This is a genomic window from Allofournierella sp. CML151 (assembly GCF_027853465.1).
Lineage (GTDB): Bacteria > Bacillota > Clostridia > Oscillospirales > Ruminococcaceae > Allofournierella.
Genome location: NZ_JAPNNW010000003.1, coordinates 48,732 through 64,240, shown reverse-complemented (window position 1 = coordinate 64,240; position 15,509 = coordinate 48,732). Strand labels below are relative to the sequence as shown.

Below are 15,509 nucleotides of genomic sequence, written 5' to 3'. Positions count from 1 at the left end.
TCCCCGCCCCGCTCAAAGGGCGGCGTTTATTCGGCAGCCTTGTAGTAGGGGCTGCCCTCCAGATAGGGGTTCTCCGGGTTATACACCGTATGGGTGGTCAGGTAATCCCGCAGCAGCGGATAGGCCTTCTCGTTCAGGTGTACCCCGTCCGCCGCGGCCAGATCCTCCCGCAGGTCGCCGTTTTCATCCGCCAGCACGTCGTGCAGGTTGATGAAGTAGCAGCCCTTTTCCACCGCCATCTTGGCCAGCTCGTTGTTCACCCGCTGGATTCTCTCCCGGTAAAGGCCCGGCTGGCTCACCCCCGGACGCACCGGCGTGACCGACTGCACATAAATGGCAACCTCACTGCCCAGCGCCTCCCGGAATTTGTCCAGCATCTGGCTGTAATAGGCCAGATACGACTGCTCCGCCGCGTCGTCGTTGCGCACCAGCGCATTGGTGCCCAGCAGAATATACAGCCGCTTGGGATTGCTGTTGATGATGGTATCGAAAATTGCCTCCGGCTCCCGGCCCGAACCGTCGCCCGGGTCCGCCACCTCGTTGTTCACCACCTGGCTGGGGCCGATGTTCTTATACGCACACACAAAGGCGTGCTCTTTCATATCGGAAGTTCCGAACACGTTCCAGCCCTGGCTCACACTGTCGCCCAGAATGGCGGTGCGGTCGAAGTATTTCATGTCCACCTGGCCGTTTTCCGGCACGGCCAGCAGCCGGAAGTCCGGCGAGTTCACCGTTTGATCCAGCGTTTTTTCCAGCGGCTGCATGGTGTCCCACGCGGCGTTTTCCCCCTGCGCAGCCAGGCTGGCGGCAGGCTGGCTCTGGCTCGTGCTTTCACTCTGGGAGGTGCTCCCGCTTTCCGGCACAGGCTGGCTCTGGTTTGTGCTCTGTGCAGTGCTCTCGCTTTGTGCGGTGCTCTGGCTCTTGTCCGCACCCGGCAGACCAAACAGCCGGATGGCACCGTAGGCTGCCGCCAGTACCACGGCCACCACCACAACAAAGATCAGCGCCCGGCGCAGCGCCCGTTTGCGCTTGCGGCGGCGGACCTGTTCTCTGAATTCCCGGTATGTAGGCATCCTTATCCTTCCCCTTTCCCTGCCCCGGCCCGTGCATTTTGCCGCCGGAGCGTTTTCACTATACCTTTAAAACGCGGCTGCACGCAAAAACATTTCACAACCCGCGCCGATTGTTTTCTGCGTATGTGTTTTATTATACCCCACCCGTGTTTCGGGTTCAATAAGACCGGGGGGATTTTCACCGCTTTTCTTGGGCTCCGGCCTGTGAAACGAAAAAGCTTTTCATTTTGTTAATATTTTATCCATCTTCTCCAAAATTTCCAAATTTTTTCATTTTTGGTCTTGACGAACACTTTTTCAACCTGCATACTTAAGATAAACTGATGGACTGTCCCCAGCTATGGCCGGAAGAGGGCAATTTCATCTTTTGGCGGGAAGGAGCGAACCCTGGACCATGATCACTCATCACTTCGACATCGAGCCCAAGCAGCCCTGCCAGCTGCCCTCGGCCCAGCTGCTGCACGCCAGCATCCACCACGGTGCGCTTTCGCCTCACTGCGATGTTCACAGCCATATTTTCACCGAGCTGCTGTACGTGCTGCAGGGCAGCGGCTGGATCGAAGTGGACGGCCAGCGGGTGGAGCTTCAGATCGGCGATGTGCTGGTGCTGAATCCCCAGTGCCCCCACCATGGCATTCAGCCCGAGCGTGAACCCTTTTCCACCCTGAGCCTGGATCTGTGCTGCTCCTGCTGTGTGGGCGGTCAGGGTGCAGGCTGGCTTCAGCTGACAGGCCGGGAAACCGCCCTGCTGGAGCCGTATCTGCGGCTGTTCCTGCAGGAGCTGCAAAGCCGCCGGGACTATTTTGAACCCGCCTGTCATCAGCTCACCGCCCTTCTGATGCTGCAGATCAACCGCATCTGCCCCCTCACCCAGAACAACACCTCCTCCAGCCGCAAAAGCGCCATGGAGTGCGCCCGGGTGCGCCAGTACATCGACGAACATTATGCCAAGTCCATCACTCTGGACCAGCTGGCTCGCTATGCCGGGCTGAACAAATATTATCTGGTGCATGTGTTTAACCGGGAAATGGGCTGCAGCCCCATCAGCTACCTGATCGAGCGGCGCATCAGCGAAAGCAAGCGCCTGCTGGCTGCCACCCGCATCCCGGTGCAGCAGATCAGCCGCCAGCTAGGCTTTTCCAGCCCCAGCTATTTCAGCCAGAGCTTCCGGCGCGCCACCGGGGTCTCCCCCGCGGAATTCCGCCGCCAGGCCCTGAGCATGAGCACCCAACCGACAGAATGATGCAATGATTCTTCATTGACGAACAACAATTTTTATCGTAAACTTAAAACTAGTCAGCAAAGGTCTTTGCCCCCTGCGTGTTCCATGCGCTGGCAAAGGCCTTTTGTTTCGCGCTTTTCGGGCGCGATTACACAGATTGAGAAAAGAATGGGAGTGTTTTCAATGGCAATTTTGGTATGCGGCGGCGCCGGCTACATCGGCAGCCATACCTGCGTGGAACTTCTGGCCGCCGGCTACGACATCGTTGTGGCCGATAACTTCTACAATTCCTGCCCCAAGGCCGTGGAGCGCATCAAGCAGATTTCCGGCAAGGATTTCCGTTTTGTGGAAGTGGACCTGACCGACGCCGAGGCAGTGGAGGCGCTGTTTGCCCAGAATCCGGACATTGACTCCGTGATCCAGTTTGCCGCCTACAAGGCCGTGGGCGAGAGCGTTTCCAAGCCCATCGAATACTACACCAACAACCTGGAGACCACCCTGGTGGTGCTGGACGCCATGCGCCGCCACGGGGTACACAACATTGTGTTCTCCTCTTCCGCCACCGTTTACGGCGACCCTGCTACTGTGCCCATCACCGAGGACTTCCCCGTGGGCGCCACCACCAACCCCTACGGCACCAGCAAGGTATTCAACGAGCGCATGCTCACCGACTGCTGCACCGCTGACCCCGAGCTGAATGTGGCCCTGCTGCGCTACTTCAACCCCATCGGCGCCCACAAGAGCGGCCTGATCGGCGAGGACCCCAACGGCATTCCCAACAACCTGGTGCCCTACATCGCCAAGGTGGCCGTGGGCAGCCTGGAGAAGGTGCACGTGTTCGGCAACGACTACCCCACCCCGGACGGCACCGGCGTGCGTGACTACATCCACGTGGTGGACCTGGCCCGCGGCCATGTGGCTGCCATCAAGAAGCTGGAGCAGAAGCCCGGTCTGTTCATCTGCAACCTGGGCACCGGCCACGGCTACAGCGTGCTGGACGTGATCCACGCTTACGAGAAGGCCTGCGGCAAAACCCTGCCCTATGTGATTGATCCCCGCCGCCCCGGCGACATTGCCGAGTGCTGGGCTGACCCCACCAAGGCCAAGAACGAGCTGGGCTGGGTGGCCGAGTACGGCATCGAGGACATGTGCGCCGACAGCTGGAAGTGGCAGAGCATGAACCCCAACGGCTACAAAGATTAATATCTAGCCATTTTTCTACAAAAAGTATATTAAAAGGAGTTGTTTTCCTTGGCGAAGAAACCGATCCTGGTGGTCATGGCGGCCGGTATGGGCAGCCGGTACGGCGGTCTGAAGCAGATCGACCCGGTGGGCCGCTGCGGCGAAGCCATTCTGGATTACTCGGTGTTTGACGCAAAGCGGGCCGGGTTCGAGACCGTGGTCTTCATCATCAAGCACGAGATCGAGGAGGCCTTCAAGTCCACCATCGGCGCCCGTCTTGCCCCGCACATGGAGGTGCGCTACGCCTACCAGCAGCTGGAGAAGCTGCCCGCCGGCTATTCTGTTCCCGAGGGACGTACCAAGCCCTGGGGCACCAGCCATGCCATTCTGAGCGCGGAGGACGTGATCGACGCACCCTTTGCGGTGATTAACGCCGACGACTACTACGGTCCCGAGGCGTTCCAGGTGATCTACGACTACCTTTCCACCCACGAGGATGGCGGCGTGTATGAGTACAGTATGGTCGGTTACCTGCTGAAAAATACCGTGACCGAAAACGGCTATGTTTCTCGCGGCGTCTGCGTGACCAATGCCGAGGGCTATCTGGACAGCGTGACCGAGCGCACCCGCATCGAGACCTGCCCGGAGGGCATCCGCTTCTCTGAGGACGGCGGCGAGAGCTGGACCCCCATTTCCGGCGAGAGCGTGGTTTCCATGAACCTGTGGGGCTTCGGGCCCAGCTTCGTGAAGGAGATTGGCGAGCGCTTCCCTGCTTTTCTGGACAAGGCGCTGGCTGAGAACCCACTGAAGGCGGAATTCTACCTGCCCAGCGTGGTGAGCGCCCTGATCGAAGAGGGTAAGGCCCGGGTGAAGGTGCTGCACAGCACCGACCGCTGGCATGGCGTGACCTACCAGGAGGACAAGCCTCTGGTGGTGGCCGCCATCGGCGAAAAGACCGACGCAGGGCTGTATCCCAGCCCGCTGTGGGGCTGAACTTTTCCCGAATAGCAAAAAACCGGAGAGCTGTGTGCTCTCCGGTTTTTTTGTTGTCTCAGCACTCCAGAAAGCGCCGGGAAAAGCGCTGCATGGGCCGGTTCACCTGTTTTGCCACCATTCCCACCAGAATCGCGGCGGCCACGGTACCCTCCCGCACACCCTCCAGCCGGTGCAGGAACAGCAGCGACAGCACGCTGGCGATGAGCACCAGCGTCACGTCAAAGCCCACCTTGGTTTTGGGAAAGGGGGTTCCGAAGGCCCGGCATACCGCCAGCACCATACCCTCACCCGCCAGTGTGACCACGCCCGCGGTGACCTCAAAGCTCACCCCGACACCCACCAGCAGAATGCCCACGGCGCACAGCAGCCAGCGGGCGGCGTAGCTTTGCACCGTGATATTCTGAATGGCCCACACCGCCCCGTCGGTAAGGGTTCCGAAGACCAGGGCCACCGGCAGCTGGATCAGCTGAATGGGTTCATACTGGCGGCGCAGCAGCAGAATCTGCAGCAGGATCAGCGTCACGTGCATGGCGATGGTGGCGGTGCCAACGGTGAACGACGTAAACAGGCTGAGCACGTAGGGCAGGCTGGAGATGGGCGAGGTGCCCAGGCCTCCCTTAATGGAAAAGGCCACGCCGAAGGCCATGATCACCAGTCCCGCGCAAAGCAGCAGATAGCGGCGCAGCAGGTGTTTTTGTGCCGTTTTCATAAAACTCTCTCCTCCCCCGTTTTCTTGTTTTCACAGTGGAAAAGCCCGCTCCGGCAGCAGCCGGAGCGGGCTTTTTTGTTTTGTCTCAGGTCCCTTGCACAGGGTGCTCAGGGCTTAGCCCTTGGCCTTCTTAGCCTCGATGGCAGCCAGAGCGTCCTTGCGGCTCAGGTTGATGCGGCCCTGCTGGTCGATCTCGGTGACCATAACGATCAGCTCGTCGCCCACGGCCACAACGTCCTCCACGCGCTCTACACGCTTGGAGTCCAGCTTGGAGATGTGCACCAGGCCTTCCTTGCCGGGAGCAATCTCAACAAACGCGCCGAAGTTCATCAGACGGGTCACGCGGCCCTTGTAGATGGCGCCCACCTCGGGGTCCTCCACGATGGTCTTGATGGTGTGGATGGCGCGGTTGGCGTCGTCGATGTCGATGGCGGAGACGAACACATGGCCGTCCTCCTCCACGTCGATCTTGCAGTTGCAGTTGGCGCAGATGTCCTGGATGACCTTACCGCCCTTGCCGATCACGTCCTTGATCTTGTCCACGGGGATGACCATGCTCAGCATCTTGGGAGCGTACTTGCTCAGCTGGGCACGAGGCGCGGGGATGACGGGCAGCATGATCTCGTCCAGAATGAACAGACGGCCCTTGCGGCACTTCTCGAAGGCTTCCTCGATGATCTCGTAGGTCAGGCCGTCGATCTTGATGTCCATCTGGATGGCGGTGATGCCCTTGTGGGTACCGCCCACCTTGAAGTCCATATCGCCGTGGAAGTCCTCAACGCCCTGGATGTCCAGCATGGTCATCCAGCGGTCACCCTCGGTGATCAGGCCGCAGGAGATACCGGCAACGGGAGCCTTGATGGGCACACCGGCGTCCATCAGGGCCAGAGTGCTGCCGCAGATGGAAGCCTGGCTGGTGGAACCGTTGGAGGACAGAACCTCGCTCACCAGACGCAGGGTGTAGGGGAACTCCTCCATGCTGGGCAGCACGGGAACCAGAGCACGCTCCGCCAGAGCACCGTGGCCGATCTCACGGCGGCCGGGGCTGCGGGGTGCGCGGGCCTCGCCCACAGAGTAGGGCGGGAAGTTGTAGTGGTGCATGTAGCGCTTGTACTGCTCGGTGCCCAGGTCATCCATCAGCTGGCTGTCCTTGGTGGAGCCCAGAGTGGCGATGGTCAGAACCTGAGTCTGGCCGCGGGTGAACATACCGCTGCCGTGCACGCGGGGCAGCAGGCCGACTTCGGCGGCCAGAGGACGGATCTCGTTGATGCCACGGCCGTCCACGCGCTTGCCCTCATCCAGCAGCCAGCGGCGCACCACGAACTTCTGCATCTTGTACATCAGCTCTTCGATGGTGCCGTCGCCCCACTGCTCGGCGTACTTGGCCTCCAGCTTCTCGCGGATGGGCAGCAGGCGAGCGTCGCGGATGTTCTTGTCGTCGGTGTCCATGGCAGCCTTGAAGTCGTCCAGGAACTCGGCCTTTACTTCCTCGAACAGATCGTGGTCCAGATCCATGTCCTGGAATTCCTTCTTGGGCTTGCCGATCTGAGCAACGATGCCGTTGATGAACTCGATGATCTTCTTGATCTCCACGTGAGCGGCCTTGATGGCGTTCAGCATGGTGACCTCGTCCACCTCGTTGGCGCCGGCCTCGATCATAACGATCTTCTTCTCGGTGGCGGCAACGGTCAGCTGCAGGTCGCTGACCTCACGCTGCTCCAGGGTGGGGTTAACCACCAGCTTGCCGTCCACCAGACCCATGAACACGCCGCCGATGGGGCCCGCCCAGGGAATGTCGGAGATGGACAGCGCGATGGAAGTACCGATCATGCCGGTGATCTCGGGGCTGCAGTCCTGGTCCACGCTCATCACGGTCATGGTCACGCACACGTCGTTGCGCATGGTCTTGGGGAACAGAGGACGGATGGGACGGTCCACCACGCGGCTGGTCAGGATGGCCTTCTCACCGGGGCGGCCCTCACGGCGCATGAAGCTGCCGGGGATGCGGCCCACAGCGTACAGCTTCTCCTCAAAGTCCACGCTCAGGGGGAAGAAGTCGATGCCGTCGCGGGGCTTCTCGCTCATGGTCACGTTGCACAGCACAACGGTCTCGCCGTAGCGCACCAGGCAGCTGCCGTTGGACAGACCGCACATCTTGCCGGTCTCAACCACCAGCGGACGGCCGGCCAGTTCCATCTCGAAGGTCTTGAAATTGGTGAATTCCTCACGCTTGGATGCAAATTCCAAAGCCATAGTGTTACCTCCTAATTGATGATATTGTTTTGAATATTCCATCAGAAAGGCCCTGTGGCTTTAGCAATAAATCCAGCGTTCTGCCCATCGTCAAAGCGCTCGATTTACCGCTAATGCACACACGGCATTTCTGTTTTGGCAAAAAAATACAGGGAAAGGCAGGCGGTTTGAAAACCGCCTGCCTTTTGGATGCGTGATTACTTACGCAGGCCCAGCTTGGTGATCAGGGCACGATAACGCTCGATGTCCTTCTTCTTCAGGTAGGCCAGCAGGTTACGGCGGCGGCCAACCATCTTCAGCAGGCCACGACGGCTGTGATGGTCGTGGGTGTTGTTCTTCAGGTGCTCGTTCAGGTGATTGATGCGAGCGGTCAGCAGAGCAACCTGCACCTCGGGAGAACCGGTATCGGTCTCGTGAACGCGAGCGGACTCAATGATGGTCTTCTTAGCTTCCATTGTAAATACCTCGTTTTCTAAATATTTGCCAATGACCAGGTGTGGGGCAATCGAGGCGCTCTGTTGCAGAGCATACACCCCATACTGGGCCATGGTAGCCTATTAACTATAACACAGACGGCGGCAAAAATCAAGGGCAGGTTTTCTCTCTGCGCATCTTTTTGATGCGCTCCGCCAGCAGGCCGCAGCCTGCCTGCAGCGTCCCGGCTCCCAGCGCCGCCACCGGCAGCAGCATGGGGTAAAAGCTCACCGCATACTGGCTTTTGCCCTCGGAAAGGGTGAGGTAAAACACCCCGCCGAAGAACACCAGCGCGGGCAGAATGGACGCGGGCGAGGGGCGCAGCATCAGGCGCGCCGCACCGATCAGCCCCAGCAGATAGACCGCCGTCTGCAAGCAGCCCAAAAAGGGATTCAGTCCCTCATTCCAGCCTTGGGCAAACAGCTGCTCCTGGTAGTCCTGCGCGTGCACCGGCTCGGTGTTGCGCCGCAGGTACAGCCAGCTGCCGAAGCCCGGGTCCAGCCACTGGCTCACGGTCTTCTGCCGCAGGAAGGTCTTGGCCTGGGAGGGGTTGTTCACCCAGTAGCGCAGCTGCTCCTTCAGCTCCTGGGTCTGCTCCTGCTTCATGCGCTCGTAGTCAAAGCCCGCGTTTTCGTAGGCCTTTTCACTGCGCTTGTCGGCGGTGTGCCAGCCCGGCGCGAACTCGTACTGCTCGGGGCGGCTGTCCAGCCCCATGACCAGCCACACCACGGTGGCGGTGCCGGGCTGCACCGGTACCCCGCTGCGCAGACTGTACCAGTATTGCAGGCCCTTGCCGGGCAGAAAGGCGAACACCACTGCCGCGGCCACCGCCAGCAGCTGCCTCCAGCGGCCGGTGCGGATGCTGTCCAGCACCGCCACGATGGCGATGGCCACCAGCATAATAAGCACCGTGCTCTTGATGGTCATGGCCGCCGCCAGCAGACCTGCCGAGGCAAGGCCGAACCGGTGCTTTCGCGTGTCCAGCCAGCACAGCGCCGCCCACACGGCGGCAACCCCCAGTGCGGTGGACAACAGATTCCCGTACAAAAAGAACACATAGCGGGCCACCGGCACGCTGCAGGCCAGCAGCACGCTGGCCACCATCTGGGCCTTTGGCCCGAACAGATGGAAGGCGATGCGGCAGACCGAAACGGCCAGCAGCATCAGCGCCAGAAAATTGATCCACCGCAGCCAGATCAGAGCCGCGTCCCAGCTGCCGGCCAGCCGCAGCACCGCCTCCTCCAGGGCCACCAGGCCGCTCTGGAAGGGATAGCGGTACATGTAGCCGCCCTGCTGGAAGGCGGACCAGTCCCCCTGCACGGCGCCCTGTGCCGCCTGCAGGCAGAACAGCGAGTCCGCAAAGGGCTTCGCCTTGGTACACCACAGCCAGAACAGCGCCTGCCCCGCGGTGAGGCAGACCCCCGCCGCCGTGATGACCCGCATCACGCGCTCTCCGCGCGCAAGCCAGCCCAGCGCGGCCGCGGCCGCCACAATGGCCGCCACGCCCCACAGCCGGTCGGTGAGGGAAATCTCATAAAAACCGACCAGCTCATCCTCCCCCATGAAGGAGATGTAGGACAGGCCCCACTTGGTCAGGCCCAGCAGCGCCACCGCGCACAAAAACATGGCCGCGCCGCAGCACAGCCGGCAGAACAGGTCCCGATATTTTTCCACTGCGCTCTCCCCTTTTTACTCGTCCATGGGATGCCGGGCGAAGTATTCTTTGGCCTTTGCCGCCGCGCCGTTCACGCAGGCGGTGAGCTCCTCCAGGGTGTCGAATTTTTGGCTGGGGGCGATGTACTCATAGAATTCCAGCTCCGGCTCCTCGCCATACAGCTGACCGGAAAAATCCGGGATAAAGGTCTCGCAGGTGGCCCCCTCGCCGGTGGTGTTCACGGTGGGCCGGGTGCCGAAGCCGGTGGCCCCCGCATACCACTGCCCGTTCACCTTCACCCGGGTGATGTAGATGCCGTATTTCGGCTGGGCGAAGCCCTCCGGGTAGATCTGGTTAATGGTGGGGAAGCCCAGGGTACGGCCCAGGCCCTTGCCGTGGCGCACCGCAAAGCCGATGCGGTAGGGGCGGCCCAGCATAGCATTCACCGCCGGGATATCCCCTGCCGCCAGCGCCGCCCGGATGCGGGTGGAGCTGACCGGTGCACCCTGGTACTGGGTCATGGGCACCACCTGCACCCGGATGCCCAGCGGCGCGCACAGCTGGCGCAGCATCTCCACATTGCCCGCGGCCTTTTTGCCGAAGGTGAAGTTGTCGCCGCAGAACACGGCCCTGGCCTTGAAGCCCCGGTGCAGAATCTGGTCCACGAATTCCTCCGGGCTCAGACCGCACACGTCCTCGAAGGGGGGCTCCATATAGTGCTCCACGCCCAGGCTCTCCATGACCCGGTGCTTTTCGGCCTCGTCCTGCAGGCGGCCGCCCTTCATGGTGCTGCTCAGCGGCAGCTGGAAGGTGAACACCGCCGCCGACCGGCCATTCTCTGCCGCGTCGGTGGCAGCGGCCCGGATCACCGCCTGGTGACCCAGGTGAACGCCGTCAAAAAAGCCGAGGGCGACGCTGCACCCCCGGCTGACGGTCAGGTCCGCTTCCAGCGCCTGTAATGTTGTATAAACCTTCAGGGCGGTTCACGTCCTTTCCACAAATAATTTTTCAGTTTTCAAGATGGAATCCTCCACCCGGCCCAGGCCCAGAAAGCCCTCGGGCCCCTGCAGCCGGTAGACACCGTTCTCCGCCTTGATCCGGTAACAGGGCGCGCCGTTCAACAGGCGGGCGGTGTTGCCGGGCGAGACGGTGAGCGCGGGCAGGTGGTTGAAGACGGTCTCCACCGGGAGCAGCAGCTCCTCCAGCCGGTTTTCGTTCTTTGCCGCCTGGATCTCCTCAATGGTGTGGCTGTGCTCCAGGCCGAACACACCGGCCCGGGTGCGCCGCAGCCCCGCCAGAGTGGCGGGCACACCCAGCGCCTCACCCAGGTCCTCCACCAGGGTGCGCACATAGGTGCCCTTGCTGCAGTCCACCTCCAGCACGAAGTCCTGTTCGCCCTCCCGGCCGGTCACTTCCAGCCGGTGGATGGTCACCGGGCGGGCCTTCCGCTCCACGGTCACGCCCTGCCGGGCCAGCTTGTAGAGCGGCGAGCCGTTCACCTTCACCGCCGAGTACATGGGCGGGGTCTGCATGATATCGCCGGTAAACCGGGGCAGAACCGCCTTCAGCTGCTCTTCGGTGACGGCCGTCTGCTCACTGCGCAGCACGGTGCCGGTCACATCGCCGGTGTCGGTGGCCAGGCCGAAGCGGACCAGGGCCCGGTAGGCCTTGGTGTGGTCCGGCTGCATATCCACCGCCTTGGACGCACCACCGGCGAACACCGGCAGCACGCCGGTGGCCATGGGGTCCAGCGTACCGGAATGGCCCAGCTTGCGGGTGCCTAAAATGCCCCGCAGCTTGGCGATCACGTCGAAGCTGGTCCAGCCGGTGGGTTTGTCCACGATCAAAATGCCATTCATGGGGTTACTCCTGTTCCTGGGCATCCGCCCGTTTCAGCTCCCGCTCCACCTCGGCCAGGATCGCGGCCTTGGCGTTGTCCAGATTGCCCTCCAGCTCGCAGCCTGCGGCGCGGGAATGACCGCCGCCGCCCAGCCGCTTGGCAATGGCGCAGGCGTCCACCTCGGCGGTGGTGCGCACGCTGATTTTGTAGCTGCCCTGGGGCAGCTGGCGCAGGGTGATGCCCACCTGCACGCCCTCGATCTTGCGGGGCAGGCTGGTCAGGTCCTCCAGCTCGTTGGCGGCCACACCGCTGGCCGCAATCTGCTCGCGGGTGAGCGACATCAGGGCGCAGCGGTCCTCGAAGTGATACTCCAGGTTCTCCAGCGCAGTGCGCTCGATGGCCATGCGGGCCTTGGATTTGCTTTCGAACAGAATCATGTTCAGCTCCGCCACGTCCACGCCGGCCTCCATCAGCTTGGCAGCCAGCAGGTGGCTCTTGGCGGTGGTGTTGGAAAACAAAAAGCAGCCGGTGTCGGTGGACAGGCCGGTGTACAGGCACCGGGCGATGCAGGGGCTGATCTCCACATTCATGGCGCAGATGATGTCGTACATGATCTCGCAGGTGGCAGCCGCCTCTGCGTCCAGCAGCAAAGCGTCCGCATAGCCGCTGTTGGAGCCGTGGTGGTCGATGCACAGATCGATCCGGTCCAGATACTCCTGCAGCGCGTCGCCGAACAGCTGGATGCTGGCCACGTCCACGGCCACCACATAGCCCGGCTCGAACTGACCCTGGAACAGCTCGATCTCCATATAGGAATAGCGGCTGGGGATGGGATCTGCACACAGCACCGCCGCTTCCTTGCCCAACCGCTTGAGGGCGTGCATCAGGGCAGCGGCGCTGCCGATGGTGTCGCCGTCCGGGTTTTTGTGGCACAGGATCAGCACGTTCTCCGCCCGAAGCAGGCGGCCGATGACGGCCAGCAGGTCTAAGATCTCACTCATGACGTTCTCCTCTTCTTGCGATATCCGGGCGGAATTACTCCTCCCGGTTCTTGTTCAGCCCCGCCAGCAGCTCGTTGATGTGAGCAGCATAGGCGGCGCCGTCATCCTGGGCGAACACAAAGCGGGGCGCCTTACGGATGTGCATGCGGCGGGAAATCTCGGTGCGCACGTGGCCGCTGGCCTTGTTCAGGGCCTTGACCACCTCGGCAGTGCCCTCGGGCTTGCCCATCACGCTCACGTAGACCTTCGCCACGTCCAGATCGGGGGTCACGTCCAGCCGGGTAACGGTGAGCAGGCCGCCCTCCAGCCGGGGGTCCTTCATCTGGCTGATAATGCCGATCACTTCCCGCTTCATATCCTGGGCCAGGCGGCCCTGGTTTTTCGGGTTTGCCATAGCTCTTTCTCCTTGTTCTTATGGGCGGCTGCCGCCCGAAGTCAAAGGGCTTCGGGCGGCGGCCGGTTGGTTTTATTGGGGCGTTCGATCAGTCCCGGTACTCTTCCAGGATGTAGGCCTCGAAGATGTCGCCTTCCTTGATGTCGGCAAACTTCTCCAGAGTAACGCCGCACTCGTAGCCCTGGGCCACTTCCTTCACGTCGTCCTTGAAGCGGCGCAGGCTGGCGATCTCGTCCTCGGTGATGACGATGCCGTCACGCACCACGCGGATCTTGCTGGAGCGGGTGATCTTGCCCTCCTGCACGTAGCTGCCGGCCACCAGGCCCACGCTGCTGATCTTGTAGACCTGACGAACCTCCAGGCGGCCCTGCTCCACTTCACGGATCTTGGGAGCCAGCATGCCCTTCATGGCGTCGGTCACGTCGTTGATGGCGTCGTAGATCACGCGGTACATGCGCATCTCCACTTCGCACTGAGCGGCTTCCTCCTTGGCCACGGGGTCGGGGCGCACGTTGAAGCCGATGATGATGGCGTTGCCGGCGTTGGCCAGCATAACGTCGGACTTGTTGATGGCGCCAACGCCCGCGTGGATGACCTTGACCCGGACCTCGTCGTTGGAGATCTTCTCCAGGCTCTGCTTCACGGCCTCGGCGCTGCCCTGTACGTCCGCCTTGACGATGATGTCCAGCTGCTTGCGCTCGCCCTCGGCGATCTGGCTGAACAGGTTATCCAGGGTGACCTTCTGGTAGCTGCTGAACTGGCGCTCCTTCTCCTCGGCGGCGCGCTTGTCGGCCAGCTCGCGAGCCAGCTTCTCGTCGGCCACGGCGTCGAACAGGTCGCCCGCGCTGGGAACCTCGGTCAGACCGGTGATCTCCACGGGGGTGGAGGGACCGGCTTCCTCGATGAACTGGCCCTTGTCGTTCTTCATGGTGCGCACGCGGCCCACAGCGGTGCCGGCGATCACGCAGTCGCCCTTATGCAGGGTGCCCTTCTGCACCAGGATGGTGGCAACGGGGCCCTGGCCCTTGTCCAGACGGGCCTCGATGACGGCGCCCTTGGCACGGCGGTCGGGGTTGGCCTTCAGCTCCTTGACCTCGGCCACCAGGTTGATGTTCTCCAGCAGGTCGTGTATACCGGCACCGGTCAGAGCGGACACGGGCACGCAGATCACATCGCCGCCCCACTGCTCGGGAACCAGCTCGTACTGGGTGAGCTGCTCCATCACGCGGTCGGGGTTGGCGGTGGGCTTATCCATCTTGTTGATGGCCACGATGATGGAAACACCGGCGGCCTTGGCGTGGTTGATGGACTCAACGGTCTGGGGCATGATGCCGTCGTCGGCGGCAACCACCAGAACCGCGATGTCGGTCAGGTTGGCGCCGCGGGCACGCATGCTGGTGAAGGCCTCGTGGCCGGGGGTGTCCAGGAAGGTGATGACCTTGCCGTCCGCCACAACCTGGTAAGCACCGATGTGCTGGGTGATGCCGCCGGCCTCGCCTGCGGTCACATGGCTCTTGCGGATGGCGTCCAGAATGCTGGTCTTGCCGTGGTCAACGTGACCCATGACAACCACAACAGGGGGACGCTCCTGCAGGCTCTCTTCCGGATCTTCGTCCTGCTCGAACAGGCGCTCCTCGATGCTCACATGCACCTCTTTTTCCACCTTGGCGCCAAACTCGTCGGCGATCAGGCTGGCGGTATCGAAGTCGATGACCTCGCTCACGCTGGCCATGACGCCCAGGCCCATCAGCTTTTTGATCACGTTGGCGGCGGTCTGCTTCAGGCGGGTAGCCAGCTCGCCCACGGTGATCTCCTCGGGGATCTGCACCTTCAGCTGGGCCTTGCGGGCCTTCTCCAGCTGGATGCGCTGCAGGCGCTCGGCCTCGGTCTCGCGGCGCTTCTGGAAGTTCTGGCCCTTCTTGTTCCGGTTGTTGGCGAACTTCTGCTTGTTGCCGGCGGGCTGGGGCTTGCGGCGGTTCTCCACGTTCTTGGTGGAAGCCAGCTCGTCGAACTTCTCGTTGAAGCGGTCCAGGTTCACATCCACGGTGCGGGTGTCCACAACCTTGGTCACAACCTCGCGCTTCACGGGCTCGGGCTTGGCTTCGGCCTTCTTCTTGTCGGCCTTCTTCTTGCTCGTGTTCATCTCGACCACGGTGCCGTCGGCTTTCTTCAGCACCTCACTGGCCTTGGGCTGGGGCTTGGGTGCGCTGTCCAGGTAGGCATCCAGGCTGGACTCGGAATTGGCCTGGGTGAAATGCTCGAACACCAGGTTCACTTCCTCCTCGGTCAGGTTGGCGCCGGTCTTCTTGACCTCGCCGCCCTTCTGGGCCAGCAGGTCCACGATCTGCTTGGCGGGAACGTTCAGGTCCTTCGCCACATCGCTCACTTTATATTTAATGATCATTCGTTTTCCTCCTTTTCATCCGCCAGGTACTGGCTGCACAGATTGGCCAGGTTTTCATCCAGCACGCTGTACACGCCCACTTTCTTGTAGCTTATGCCGCACAGCTCCAGCTGGGTCAGGGGCATCCGGCGGCACTCGGTGATGTCCTCGCAGGTGCGGGCCATCCGCTTCGCGGTGCCGTCGCTCACGTCGGCGGCCAGCAGCACCAGCCAGGCCTTGCCGCTCATCACGCTCTCACGCACGGCGTCGAAGCCCATGACCAGCTTGCCGGCCTTGCGGCACAGGGAAACAGCCGACAACAGTTTTT

At 62.0% G+C, this 15,509-nt stretch carries 14 protein-coding genes; 3 read left to right on the top strand and 11 right to left on the bottom strand.

Going from position 1 to position 15,509, the window contains the following annotated elements; translation table 11 throughout:
- Positions 1-26: 26 nt before the first annotated feature.
- A complete protein-coding gene (locus PH256_RS03225) occupies positions 27-1,073 on the bottom strand; it encodes a GDSL-type esterase/lipase family protein (RefSeq protein ID WP_270912953.1) in 1,047 nt (348 codons plus the stop codon).
- Positions 1,074-1,467: 394 nt separating this feature from the next.
- Between PH256_RS03225 and PH256_RS03220 the strand changes: the two genes are divergently transcribed.
- From PH256_RS03220 to PH256_RS03210, 3 genes are all read left to right on the top strand, one after another.
- On the top strand, positions 1,468-2,316 hold the full coding sequence (locus PH256_RS03220) for a helix-turn-helix transcriptional regulator (RefSeq protein WP_270912952.1): 849 nt from the start codon (positions 1,468-1,470) through the stop codon (positions 2,314-2,316).
- Positions 2,317-2,478: 162 nt separating this feature from the next.
- On the top strand, positions 2,479-3,498 hold the full coding sequence (galE, locus tag PH256_RS03215; protein ID WP_087184082.1) for a UDP-glucose 4-epimerase GalE: 1,020 nt from the start codon (positions 2,479-2,481) through the stop codon (positions 3,496-3,498).
- Positions 3,499-3,573: 75 nt separating this feature from the next.
- Complete coding sequence (locus tag PH256_RS03210; RefSeq protein WP_270913083.1) at positions 3,574-4,470, top strand: nucleotidyltransferase family protein; 897 nt, start codon at positions 3,574-3,576, stop codon at positions 4,468-4,470.
- Between the two features lie 58 nt (positions 4,471-4,528).
- On the opposite strand, the gene PH256_RS03205 is transcribed toward PH256_RS03210, so the two are convergent.
- The 10 genes from PH256_RS03205 to PH256_RS03160 form a co-directional block, all read right to left on the bottom strand.
- A complete protein-coding gene (locus tag PH256_RS03205; protein ID WP_270912951.1) occupies positions 4,529-5,182 on the bottom strand; it encodes a YczE/YyaS/YitT family protein in 654 nt (217 codons plus the stop codon).
- 114 nt (positions 5,183-5,296) lie between these two features.
- On the bottom strand, positions 5,297-7,435 hold the full coding sequence (locus tag PH256_RS03200; protein WP_087184080.1) for a polyribonucleotide nucleotidyltransferase: 2,139 nt from the start codon (positions 7,433-7,435) through the stop codon (positions 5,297-5,299).
- A 197-nt stretch (positions 7,436-7,632) separates the two neighbouring features.
- Positions 7,633-7,890 carry a 30S ribosomal protein S15 gene (gene rpsO, locus PH256_RS03195; protein WP_058963852.1) on the bottom strand — a complete coding sequence of 86 codons (258 nt, stop codon included), beginning with the start codon at positions 7,888-7,890 and terminating at the stop codon, positions 7,633-7,635.
- A gap of 130 nt (positions 7,891-8,020) precedes the next feature.
- On the bottom strand, positions 8,021-9,583 hold the full coding sequence (locus PH256_RS03190) for a hypothetical protein (protein ID WP_270912950.1): 1,563 nt from the start codon (positions 9,581-9,583) through the stop codon (positions 8,021-8,023).
- Positions 9,584-9,598: 15 nt separating this feature from the next.
- Positions 9,599-10,501 (bottom strand): riboflavin biosynthesis protein RibF, encoded by a 903-nt coding sequence (ribF, locus tag PH256_RS03185; protein ID WP_255396677.1) that lies wholly within the window; start codon positions 10,499-10,501, stop codon positions 9,599-9,601.
- Positions 10,502-10,546: 45 nt separating this feature from the next.
- Positions 10,547-11,422, bottom strand: coding sequence for a tRNA pseudouridine(55) synthase TruB (gene truB, locus PH256_RS03180; protein ID WP_270912949.1), 876 nt, complete (start codon positions 11,420-11,422; stop codon positions 10,547-10,549).
- Between the two features lie 4 nt (positions 11,423-11,426).
- Positions 11,427-12,404 (bottom strand): DHH family phosphoesterase, encoded by a 978-nt coding sequence (locus tag PH256_RS03175; RefSeq protein ID WP_270912948.1) that lies wholly within the window; start codon positions 12,402-12,404, stop codon positions 11,427-11,429.
- Between the two features lie 34 nt (positions 12,405-12,438).
- The gene (rbfA, locus tag PH256_RS03170; protein ID WP_087184075.1) at positions 12,439-12,798 is read right to left on the bottom strand and encodes a 30S ribosome-binding factor RbfA; all 360 of its coding nucleotides are present in this window, start codon (positions 12,796-12,798) and stop codon (positions 12,439-12,441) included.
- 88 nt (positions 12,799-12,886) lie between these two features.
- Positions 12,887-15,202 carry a translation initiation factor IF-2 gene (infB, locus tag PH256_RS03165; protein ID WP_270912947.1) on the bottom strand — a complete coding sequence of 772 codons (2,316 nt, stop codon included), beginning with the start codon at positions 15,200-15,202 and terminating at the stop codon, positions 12,887-12,889.
- Entirely contained in the window at positions 15,199-15,501 is a 303-nt protein-coding gene (locus tag PH256_RS03160) for a L7Ae/L30e/S12e/Gadd45 family ribosomal protein (protein ID WP_270912946.1), read from the bottom strand. Before PH256_RS03160 ends, infB begins: the two co-directional genes overlap by 4 nt.
- Positions 15,502-15,509: the final 8 nt, after the last annotated feature.

Bases quoted from the DNA above. Each gene is read 5' to 3' on its own strand.
- truB (WP_270912949.1), bottom strand. From the start codon at position 11,422: ATGAATGGCATTTTGATCGTGGACAAACCCACCGGCTGGACCAGCTTC.
- PH256_RS03220 (WP_270912952.1), top strand. From the start codon at position 1,468: ATGATCACTCATCACTTCGACATCGAGCCCAAGCAGCCCTGCCAGCTG.
- PH256_RS03225 (WP_270912953.1), bottom strand. From the start codon at position 1,073: ATGCCTACATACCGGGAATTCAGAGAACAGGTCCGCCGCCGCAAGCGC.
- PH256_RS03205 (WP_270912951.1), bottom strand. From the start codon at position 5,182: ATGAAAACGGCACAAAAACACCTGCTGCGCCGCTATCTGCTGCTTTGC.
- PH256_RS03200 (WP_087184080.1), bottom strand. From the start codon at position 7,435: ATGGCTTTGGAATTTGCATCCAAGCGTGAGGAATTCACCAATTTCAAG.
- rpsO (WP_058963852.1), bottom strand. From the start codon at position 7,890: ATGGAAGCTAAGAAGACCATCATTGAGTCCGCTCGCGTTCACGAGACC.
- PH256_RS03175 (WP_270912948.1), bottom strand. From the start codon at position 12,404: ATGAGTGAGATCTTAGACCTGCTGGCCGTCATCGGCCGCCTGCTTCGG.
- rbfA (WP_087184075.1), bottom strand. From the start codon at position 12,798: ATGGCAAACCCGAAAAACCAGGGCCGCCTGGCCCAGGATATGAAGCGG.
- galE (WP_087184082.1), top strand. From the start codon at position 2,479: ATGGCAATTTTGGTATGCGGCGGCGCCGGCTACATCGGCAGCCATACC.
- PH256_RS03210 (WP_270913083.1), top strand. From the start codon at position 3,574: ATGGCGGCCGGTATGGGCAGCCGGTACGGCGGTCTGAAGCAGATCGAC.
- infB (WP_270912947.1), bottom strand. From the start codon at position 15,202: ATGATCATTAAATATAAAGTGAGCGATGTGGCGAAGGACCTGAACGTT.